At 71.5% G+C, this 326-nt stretch carries 1 protein-coding gene; it reads left to right on the top strand.

From position 1 onward, the window contains the following. A partial coding sequence (locus T18_RS28310; protein ID WP_210187549.1) for a hypothetical protein occupies positions 1–326 on the top strand: 326 nt, incomplete at both ends.

The following is a 326-nucleotide window of genomic DNA, read 5'->3' as shown; positions in this document are numbered from 1 at the left end:
CCGCATCAGCATCTGCGTCCGCGTCGGCGTCCGCATCGGCATCCGCGTCCGCATCCGCGTCGGCATCGGCATCGGCATCCGCGTCGGCATCGGCATCGGCATCCGCGTCGGCATCGGCATCTGCATCCGCGTCGGCATCGGCATCCGCGTCGGCATCCGCGTCGGCATCCGCGTCGGCATCCGCGTCGGCGTCGGCATCCGCATCGGCATCAGCATCCGCATCGGCGTCAGCGTCGGCATCCGCGTCGGCGTCGGCATCCGCATCGGCATCCGCGTCGGCGTCCGCATCGGCATCCGCATCAGCATCTGCGTCCGCGTCCGCGTCG

Source organism: Rhizobium sp. TBD182 (assembly GCF_001950375.1).
GTDB classification, from domain to species: domain Bacteria; phylum Pseudomonadota; class Alphaproteobacteria; order Rhizobiales; family Rhizobiaceae; genus Agrobacterium; species Agrobacterium tumefaciens.
The sequence above is the reverse complement of the archived record's forward strand: the minus strand, read 5'-3'. Positions and strand labels throughout refer to the sequence as shown.